Here is an 8,938-nt window from a genome sequence, read left to right on the forward strand (position 1 = left end):
GTCACCTAGTAGGAATTTTAAAAACAGTGAGACCATTTACCTTTTTCTTTTTAATTTTGAATTGCAGGCAGCTCCCTGATTTCCGCAGTTGTCTCATTTCCACATAATGGACACTTTAAATCATCAGAAGCAAAATCCTTACGCATCCAGCCGTTGCAGCTATCAGTTGAACACGAGTACACTTCCGTATCCAGCATTACTATTTCCGGTGTGTCATCTTGGCCTTTTCTGTTGAAGAACACCATAACGCCCCCTTTTATTGTTAGTATGGACAAATGAGGGGAATTTATGATAAAAATCCTTTTTTTACTATATATATTCGTTGTCTAACTACTCATCTGCATCGTTTATGGTGTTTCGTTCAAGCTGTTTTGCATTTATTGATATTGCTATATCAACATCCTCTATATATCCTTGTGAGTTTTCGCTGTCATACGGAGCAACGTTATTTTGTTCCTCACCCATTAATCCTGATGAAAAATCATCAAAAGGAATATATTCATCTGTTTCAATATGAAAAATTTCTCGCAATGGAATTTTTTCATTCTGCATTATTGAATCCTCCCTTCTCCATTTATTGTTAAACATAATTTTGAATAACATACAGAAACGAAGAAAAAACTTGCTTTGCAGATTTAGAAATCAGAGTGAAAGTGATAAAAACAAACTGTATGACTCTAAGATCGAAACCCTCAGAAATATTCTTCCATAGAATAACAAAAGCCCTCCATAGCAGAGGACTTTATCTTTGGCCTGACGTAACAATGTATTTCTTTTGTTCCGATTTTTGCATCTGAATAAGACCAATTGTAAGAATAACACCCAATAACGCTAAAATGGCAAAAAACAAGTACACATGAAAAATGCTGTACTCTTCAAAAATAATTCCTCCCAAAAACGTACAAAACCAATTGCCTAACCCATTTCCAATCGCAGAATATAGCGTAATTGCTGTAGCCGTTATGTGTAAAGGTGTAATTTCTCTTAAATACTGGAGTGCAGCTGGAATAAATAAACCGATTGATATCCCTTGAAAAACAGCTGTTGCATATACAACCCATAAACTTGGTTCTGTAAAATAGAGAAGCCAGCGGATTAAGGAAACACAAGATGCAAGTAACATGATTCTCAGCAAACCAAGTCTTTTAATCAGTCCCCCAGCAGCTTTCATAAAGGGAGCTTCCGATAAAACAGCAATTAAAAAGGCTACCCCTATGCCCGTATAGGTCCCTCCGCTTCCCTCAATAAAAAGACCGAAATACGTATTGTTGGCTAGATTAGGGCCAAAAATTAAAAACGTAACGATCAGAAAAAGCAGAAACTTTTTCATGGTTAGAATCTCTTTTACGCCCAGCAGCAGATTAGGCTTCTGTGTCTTTTTTTCCGATGGCATCTTCCACGCTAAAAGTGAAGCAAGCACCAGTGCTGAAAAAAATGAAATAAATATAACCTGGTTATTCCATTCTGAAAGTCTGCCCATGATAAAGACAGCAAGTCCGAATCCCAAAGATCCAAACAAACGAATATTGCCGTAATTGTAACCGACTTTGCTTGTGTAGCTAATAGAAATACTATCTGAGACTGGGATAATCGCACTCTGAAAAATGGCCACAAGAACAGCAATCAAAAAAATCGCAGTATATCCGCTAAAAGCTATATATCCTAAAGCAAAGCTCCCTGCGATAAAAGTGGTAAGAGTCAAAATTTTAATTGGCGCGTTTGTCTTATCAGAAATCATCCCCCATAACGGCTGAAAGAAAATCATCACAACTGGATTTATCGACATAATGATGCCAATTTGATATCCATTTAAGTTTTCTGCTTCACTTAAATAAACGCTTAATAACGGCATCATGCTTCCAACCGCAAAAAAAGTGAGCAAGTAAAAACCCTGCATGGTTATAATTGTTTTTCTTACTGATGTCATAGTCAATCACCATTTCTTTAAATTTCATATATGCTCCATTTAGCTGCCCTAATTTAGCATAAAATCTATTTTAGCACTATTTAAAATGCAAAGAAGTGGTTTAATCATTTTTTCCTGATTGCACATGAAATAGTTAGAAAAAGGCCATAGTTATGGTGTAATGGAAGGCTTCAACTAGTATTCATATCCTCCCTTTTCCTTATTTCTATTCTAAAACTTTTAAAAAAATAAAAATAACTCTTTACTGAAAACGGATTCATGTTACAATATTAGACGAACAAGTTGGATGTCAGACGTCTGTTCTCCAAGCAAGCGTTTTCAGATAACTTGTACTAAACTATACAACTATGAATCTATCAATTGAGGTGATAAAGAATGAATATTATTTGGGGATTATTTGGCATATTTACGATTTTCATGATTGCCTTTTTAATGTCGGAAAACCGTAAAGCCATCAATGTACGTACCATAATTGGCGGTCTTCTCATTCAATTTATATTTGCTTTTCTTGTACTAAAATGGGATCTGGGCAAAGCTGCACTTGAAAAAGTAACATATGCAGTCAATGATGTTGTCGGCTATGCAAATGAAGGAATTAACTTTCTTTTTGGCGGGTTTTTTCAAGAAGGAACTAATATAGGATCCGTTTTTGCTTTTCAGGTTCTTCCAGTCGTCATTTTCTTTTCATCGCTAATTTCTGTCCTCTATTATACAGGGATTATGCAGGTGGTTATTAAGTTTATCGGAGGCGGTCTTTCAAAGCTGCTTGGCACAAGCAAAGCAGAATCCATCTCAGCTGCTGCTAATATTTTCGTCGGACAAACCGAAGCTCCTTTAATCGTTCGCCCGTTTATTAATAAAATGACAAAATCAGAGCTTTTTGCTGTCATGACCGGCGGACTTGCTTCTGTAGCAGGTTCTGTTTTAATCGGATATTCACTGCTTGGTGTTCCTTTAGAATATTTACTGGCAGCCAGCTTTATGGCAGCACCTGCTGGTTTAATTATGGCTAAAATTATGATTCCTGAAACAGAAAAATCTGAAACTACGGATGACATTACAATTGAAAAAGATACTGATTCAGTAAACGTTGTAGATGCAGCCGCTAAAGGAGCCAGTGTCGGTTTACAGCTTGCTTTGAATATCGGAGCTATGTTATTGGCATTTATAGCTTTAGTAGCATTAATTAATGGCTTATTCGGTTTTGTTGGCGGCCTTTTTGGATATGAAAACCTAACAATTGAAATGCTATTAGGCTACTTATTTTCTCCACTGGCTTTTGCCATCGGTGTTCCATGGGCTGAAGCCGTTCAGGCTGGCGGCTATATTGGTCAGAAGCTGATATTGAATGAATTTGTTGCATATTCTTCTTTTGCACCTGAGATCGGCAATTTATCTGAGAAGACATCTCTAATTATCAGCTTTGCTCTTTGCGGCTTTGCTAATATTTCTTCAATGGCAATCCTGCTTGGCGGGCTTGGAAATCTGGCTCCTGATAGAAGAAATGACATTGCTAAACTTGGATTGAAAGCCGTTATTGCTGGAGCACTCGCTTCCCTCTTAAGTGCTGCAATTGCTGGAATGCTATTTTAATAAATAAGAGTCTAAGTCTTACTTTTCTTAACCATTAATAGACCCGAACAATGAACAGATATCTTCTCCTTTTTATCTGTTTAATCGTTCGGGTCTTTTGTGAGCTTTCCTTAGAAAATGTAGATCGGCAGGAATGGAACAGAGCACCTGAATTCAGGAGAGAACTAGAAGAAAGATTGCTGCCCATAGGAAACGAGAATCAGGCGCATTGGAACGTACTGCATTTTAAGATCATTCGTCTTTTCAATTGATTATTTTTAATTAGCCCTCCCTCATTCTTTTAATCTATTTGTAAATAGTAGATTATGTCAAAATTTATCAGAATTTTTATACTATTCTTTATTGAAAATTTATTAATAGAAATGATAACATATTTATGTAAGCGTTTCCTTTTATTGTTTTACCTATCTTATTAATGATCTAAGGAGGAATTGCAGATGAGTCAATTAACGGCAGCACTAAAAGAAAAAGTTGAGAGATTCCTAGCAGGGAAAAAGAAACTTTATATCAATGGACAATTTGTAGAAAGTAAATTGCAGAAAACCTTTGAAACTTTTAACCCGGCAACTGGTGAAGTTCTAGCACACGTATATGAAGCAACGTCAGAAGATATAGACCTGGCAGTTCAGGCGGCCCGCCGAGCGTTTGATGAAGGCGGCTGGTCTAAACTGGCAGCTGCAGAAAGAAGCCGTCTTATGTATAAACTGGCTGATTTAATGGAAGAAAACAGTGAAGAACTTGCCCAATTAGAAACTCTTGATAACGGGAAACCGATTCGGGAAACCTCTGCAGCAGACATTCCGCTTGCCATTGAACATATGCGTTATTATGCAGGCTGGTCTACTAAGATTACAGGCCAAACCATTCCAGTTAGTGGTTCTTACTTTAACTATACTAGACATGAAGCTGTAGGGGTTGTCGGTCAGATAATTCCTTGGAACTTCCCTCTTCTAATGGCAATGTGGAAGCTTGGGGCTGCCTTGGCAACAGGATGTTCAGTTGTTCTGAAGCCTGCAGAGCAGACTCCATTGACCGCTCTCTATTTGGCTGAATTAATTGATGAAGCAGGCTTCCCTGAAGGAGCAATAAATATTGTTCCTGGATTTGGCGAAACAGCCGGACAGCCGCTTGTGGATCACCCTCTTGTTGATAAAATTGCTTTTACCGGTTCAACAGAAGTAGGAAAAATGATTATGAAAAATGCTGCAAAAACATTGAAACGAGTTACGTTAGAGCTTGGAGGCAAATCACCTAACATCATTCTGCCTGATGCAGATCTAACGAAAGCTATTCCAGGTGCTTTAAATGGTGTTATGTTTAATCAGGGGCAAGTTTGCTGTGCTGGTTCTCGTGTATTTATTCAGAAGAAACATTATGACAACGTCGTTTCTGATATGGCCAGCCATGCTCAATCAATTAAACAAGGAGCTGGCTTGCACAGTGACACGGAAATTGGACCACTTGTTTCTACCGAGCAGCAAAAACGTGTTCTTGGCTATATCGAAAAAGGAGTAAATGAAGGTGCTGAATTGCTTGTAGGCGGAAATAAACCTCAGGAACAAGGTTACTTTGTCTCCCCTACCATTTTCGCTAACGTCAATGATGACATGACTATTGCCAAAGAAGAGATTTTTGGACCTGTCATTTCAGCAATGCCATACGACGATTTAGATGAACTAATTGCCCGCGCAAATAAAAGTGATTATGGCCTTGCAGCTGGAGTTTGGACGCAGGATATTAAGAACGGTCACTATATTGCAAATCGCTTGCGTGCTGGTACAGTCTGGGTAAATTGCTACAACGTTTTTGATGCTGCATCTCCATTTGGCGGCTATAAACAATCCGGCATGGGGCGTGAAATGGGCTCCTATTCACTGGATAATTACACAGAAGTCAAAAGTGTATGGATTAATATGAATTGACTTTAAAAAAGCCGGGAAGTATTCTTTCCCGGTTTTAAATATGCCAAAATTGAACGGAAATAGATTTTGGTATCATTCACATTTTCCCCCTCCCCTTCCACCTATCAATATTCGAATAAGCATAGTGACATTTCACACATTTGTCACTTTATTAGCGTGTTCACATATTGTCCATAGGAATATTTTACGTTATTCATTATCTTAATAGTGGGAGGGGAAATCATGAAAAAGATCTATATCATTTGCAGTTTAATTGTAGCTGTGGGGATTACTGCAGGGATTTCATTTTTTATCATTCGTGATCATATGGCGACAATTCCAGAAAGTACAACCCTTGTGACCATGAATGGAGAAACATATGATTTTGCTCAGTCGGAAAAGAAATTAAAGCTAGTGGAATTCATGTATACTCATTGTCCTGATATTTGTCCGACGACTACGCAAAAAATGAATTTATTGAAAAGTGACTTACAAAAAGAAGGTGTATTTGGGGAAAATGTTCAGTTTCTTACCATTTCGATAGACCCCTATCGTGACACTCCTGAAATCATGAAAAATTATATGAATACCTTTGAAATTGAAGATGACGGTAACTGGATTATGCTTACTGGCGATCAGGATGATATGAAGCAAGATCAGCAAGAAATTCTTGATCTGGCAAACACTTTTAAATTCCAATATCGAGATCCGGGAGATGGTTTTTTCATACATAGCACCTTTGTTTATCTCTTAGACGAAAATAATCGTTATATCAAGAAATTTCCAATGGGAGAAGAATTCAGCAAAGAAGAAGTTTATAAGAAAATTATGAATGAAATCTAAATATGAAACGTTATAAAACAAAAAAGCGGCTGCTTATGCAATCGCTTTTTTGTATTTATATGTAGTTTCTCATGACGCCGCTAAATAAAAACGCCATTCGGCGCCAATCTTAAATGGAGCCAGCTCCAGCTTTTGTCAACCATACAAGATCTATGTTTAATTCGAGGCAGTAGGCAATGTTTTACTTGCATGTAAGGACAAAATTGCTTGAGTTCTTGGCTTTGTAAAGCTAACTTTAATTCCCGACTTTTTTAATCGATTAACTAATTCTACCAGCTGCTTTTTGGCCATTTGACATACTCTCCTTCTTACCTGCCGTTTATAAATTCATTGTACAGGATAAATATGAAAAAACTATGAACAATTTTAAAAAAGTTGTTCTTTTTTATGATTTTCTTTTTTACTATTTTCCCTGCAGCAGTTCTTGTAAACGTTCTGCATTAACTTATTCTCTGCGTTTTCGTTAATTCCTTTATAATCTGCACTGTAAATGTTATAATTCTAGAGATTATGTACATGTGGAGGAATTTAAATAAATGTTAAGTGTTAGCAATGTCAGTCTTCGTTATGGAGATCGTAAGCTTTTTGAAGACGTTAATATTAAATTTACACCTGGAAACTGCTACGGTTTGATCGGAGCAAATGGTGCGGGAAAATCTACCTTTTTAAAAATTGTTTCTGGTGAGATTGAATCCCAAACTGGCCAGGTTTCATTGGGACCGGGCGAGCGTCTGGCAGTTTTGAAGCAAAACCACTTTGAATACGAAGAACACGAAGTTTTAAAAACCGTCATTATGGGTCATGCTCGCTTATATGAAGTTATGCAAGAGAAGGACGCAATTTACATGAAAGCTGACTTTACAGACGAGGATGGTATGAAAGCAGCTGAACTTGAAGGTGAATTTGCTGAACTTAATGGGTGGGAAGCAGAGTCTGAAGCGGCTATTTTGCTAAAAGGATTAGGTATTGAAGAAGAACTTCATACAAAGACAATGGCTGATCTTTCTGGTTCTGAGAAGGTAAAGGTTCTTCTTGCTCAAGCTCTATTTGGTAAACCAGATGTATTACTTCTTGATGAGCCGACAAACCATTTGGATATTAAAGCGATACAATGGCTTGAAGAATTCTTAATTAATTTTGAGAATACTGTTATCGTTGTCTCTCATGACCGTCACTTCTTAAATAAGGTTTGTACGCATATCGCCGATTTAGATTTCGGTAAAATTCAGATTTATGTAGGAAACTACGATTTCTGGTACGAATCTAGCCAGCTTGCACAAAGAATGGCTTCTGATGCCAACAAAAAGAAGGAAGAAAAAATAAAAGAACTGCAGAACTTTATTGCTCGTTTCAGTGCTAATGCTTCAAAATCTAAGCAAGCTACTTCCCGTAAGAAGCTGTTAGATAAAATTACATTAGATGATATTAGACCATCATCCCGCCGTTATCCTTTTGTAGGTTTCACACCTGACCGTGAAATTGGGAACGACCTTCTTCGTGTTGATGGAATCAGCAAAACGATTGATGGTGTCAAAGTACTTGATAACATTAGCTTTATTATGAATAAGGACGATAAAATTGCCTTAGTCGGCACAAATGAATTAGCAAAAACCACCCTCTTTAAAATCCTTGCAGGAGAAATCGAGCCTGATGAAGGTACTTTCAAGTGGGGAGTTACTACATCACAATCTTATTTTCCTGGTGATAACTCGAAGTATTTTGAAAATAGTGATGTGAATCTTGTTGATTGGCTGCGTCAATTTTCACCTAACGATCAAAGTGAAAGCTTCCTGCGCGGATTCTTAGGCAGAATGCTCTTTTCTGGGGAAGAAGTTTTGAAAAACGCAAATGTTCTTTCCGGAGGAGAAAAAGTTCGTTGTATGCTCTCAAAAATGATGCTTAGCGGCTCTAATGTCCTGCTGCTTGATGAGCCGACAAACCACCTTGACTTAGAATCCATTACTGCATTAAATAATGGGTTAATTAATTTTAAGGGATCTATGATCTTTGCTTCGCATGACCATCAATTTATTCAGACCATTGCTAATCGTATTATTGAATTAACTCCTTCTGGAATCATCGACAAGCAAATGACTTACGATGAATATCTTGAAGATCATGATTTGCAGAAAAAGGTAGCCGGAATGTATAAATAATACCGAAGGAGTCAGCCTATAGGCTGACTCCTTTTTTATCAATGCTTTTTCGTTTTATGACGGGCTGATGATGAACTAATGCCTGATTCTGATTGTGTGGTGCCTTGCCCTTTTACTTCAGAAGCACTTAATCCGGTCTTTGATGGATCCTTCTTTCGCTTTCCCATTTTTCTAACACCTCCATTCTTATAGTACTTCTATGGCTCTTTTTTATTCTAAGAAAAGAGATGCAGTTTTCTTGCTAAAAACATAAAAAAGAAGGTGAGACAATACGAAAATAACCATCTTAAAAACGAACAATCAGATTATTGTTAAAGATATTAAAACAAGACCATTCCATTGCTCTGCGGACCCTCGCTTTCCACGGGGAGCAAGCTGAGCCTCCTCGTCACTCCGTTGAGGGCACTGAAAAAGTCCTTTTTAAAGCCAGTGAAACATTGTTTCGCTGGCTTTTTGTTTTATAATGAAAGTAATAATTATATTGCAGGTGAAATCCAATGATATCCAACCAACAATCT

Annotated in this window: 9 protein-coding genes; 4 read left to right on the forward strand and 5 right to left on the reverse strand. The window is 37.4% G+C overall.

The genetic code is table 11. The annotated features are described in order from the left end of the window. Positions 1-50: 50 nt before the first annotated feature. The 3 genes from F7732_RS04810 to F7732_RS04820 all read right to left on the reverse strand — a co-directional run bounded on the left by F7732_RS04810 (position 51) and on the right by F7732_RS04820 (position 1,933). Entirely contained in the window at positions 51-242 is a 192-nt protein-coding gene (locus F7732_RS04810) for a cold-inducible protein YdjO-related protein (protein ID WP_066445194.1), read from the reverse strand. A gap of 88 nt (positions 243-330) precedes the next feature. Beyond that, positions 331-552, reverse strand: a complete 222-nt coding sequence (locus tag F7732_RS04815) for a hypothetical protein (RefSeq protein WP_151572530.1) — start codon at positions 550-552, stop codon at positions 331-333. Between the two features lie 190 nt (positions 553-742). Beyond that, positions 743-1,933: an MFS transporter gene (locus tag F7732_RS04820; RefSeq protein ID WP_476727082.1), complete on the reverse strand. Its 1,191-nt coding sequence runs from the start codon at positions 1,931-1,933 to the stop codon at positions 743-745. A 369-nt stretch (positions 1,934-2,302) separates the two neighbouring features. Between F7732_RS04820 and F7732_RS04825 the strand changes: the two genes are divergently transcribed. The 3 genes from F7732_RS04825 (at position 2,303) to F7732_RS04835 (ending at position 6,264) form a co-directional block, all read left to right on the forward strand. Then, positions 2,303-3,520 carry a NupC/NupG family nucleoside CNT transporter gene (locus F7732_RS04825; RefSeq protein ID WP_151572534.1) on the forward strand — a complete coding sequence of 406 codons (1,218 nt, stop codon included), beginning with the start codon at positions 2,303-2,305 and terminating at the stop codon, positions 3,518-3,520. 437 nt (positions 3,521-3,957) lie between these two features. Further along, positions 3,958-5,442, forward strand: a complete 1,485-nt coding sequence (locus tag F7732_RS04830; RefSeq protein WP_151572536.1) for an aldehyde dehydrogenase family protein — start codon at positions 3,958-3,960, stop codon at positions 5,440-5,442. A gap of 222 nt (positions 5,443-5,664) precedes the next feature. Further along, positions 5,665-6,264 carry an SCO family protein gene (locus F7732_RS04835; RefSeq protein WP_151572538.1) on the forward strand — a complete coding sequence of 200 codons (600 nt, stop codon included), beginning with the start codon at positions 5,665-5,667 and terminating at the stop codon, positions 6,262-6,264. A 156-nt stretch (positions 6,265-6,420) separates the two neighbouring features. Here the strand turns inward: F7732_RS04835 and F7732_RS23205 are convergent, their stop codons facing one another. Further along, on the reverse strand, positions 6,421-6,555 hold the full coding sequence (locus F7732_RS23205) for a hypothetical protein (protein WP_275670908.1): 135 nt from the start codon (positions 6,553-6,555) through the stop codon (positions 6,421-6,423). A gap of 245 nt (positions 6,556-6,800) precedes the next feature. On the opposite strand from F7732_RS23205, the gene F7732_RS04840 reads away from it, so the two are divergent. Beyond that, positions 6,801-8,420 carry an ABC-F family ATP-binding cassette domain-containing protein gene (locus F7732_RS04840; protein ID WP_151572540.1) on the forward strand — a complete coding sequence of 540 codons (1,620 nt, stop codon included), beginning with the start codon at positions 6,801-6,803 and terminating at the stop codon, positions 8,418-8,420. Between the two features lie 38 nt (positions 8,421-8,458). Here F7732_RS04840 and F7732_RS04845 read toward each other — a convergent pair whose 3' ends face one another. Beyond that, a complete protein-coding gene (locus F7732_RS04845) occupies positions 8,459-8,587 on the reverse strand; it encodes a YuzL family protein (RefSeq protein ID WP_151572542.1) in 129 nt (42 codons plus the stop codon). Between the last annotated feature and the right edge of the window lie 351 nt (positions 8,588-8,938).

The organism is Bacillus mesophilum (assembly GCF_008923265.1).
In the GTDB taxonomy this organism is placed as follows: domain Bacteria; phylum Bacillota; class Bacilli; order Bacillales; family Cytobacillaceae; genus Cytobacillus; species Cytobacillus mesophilum.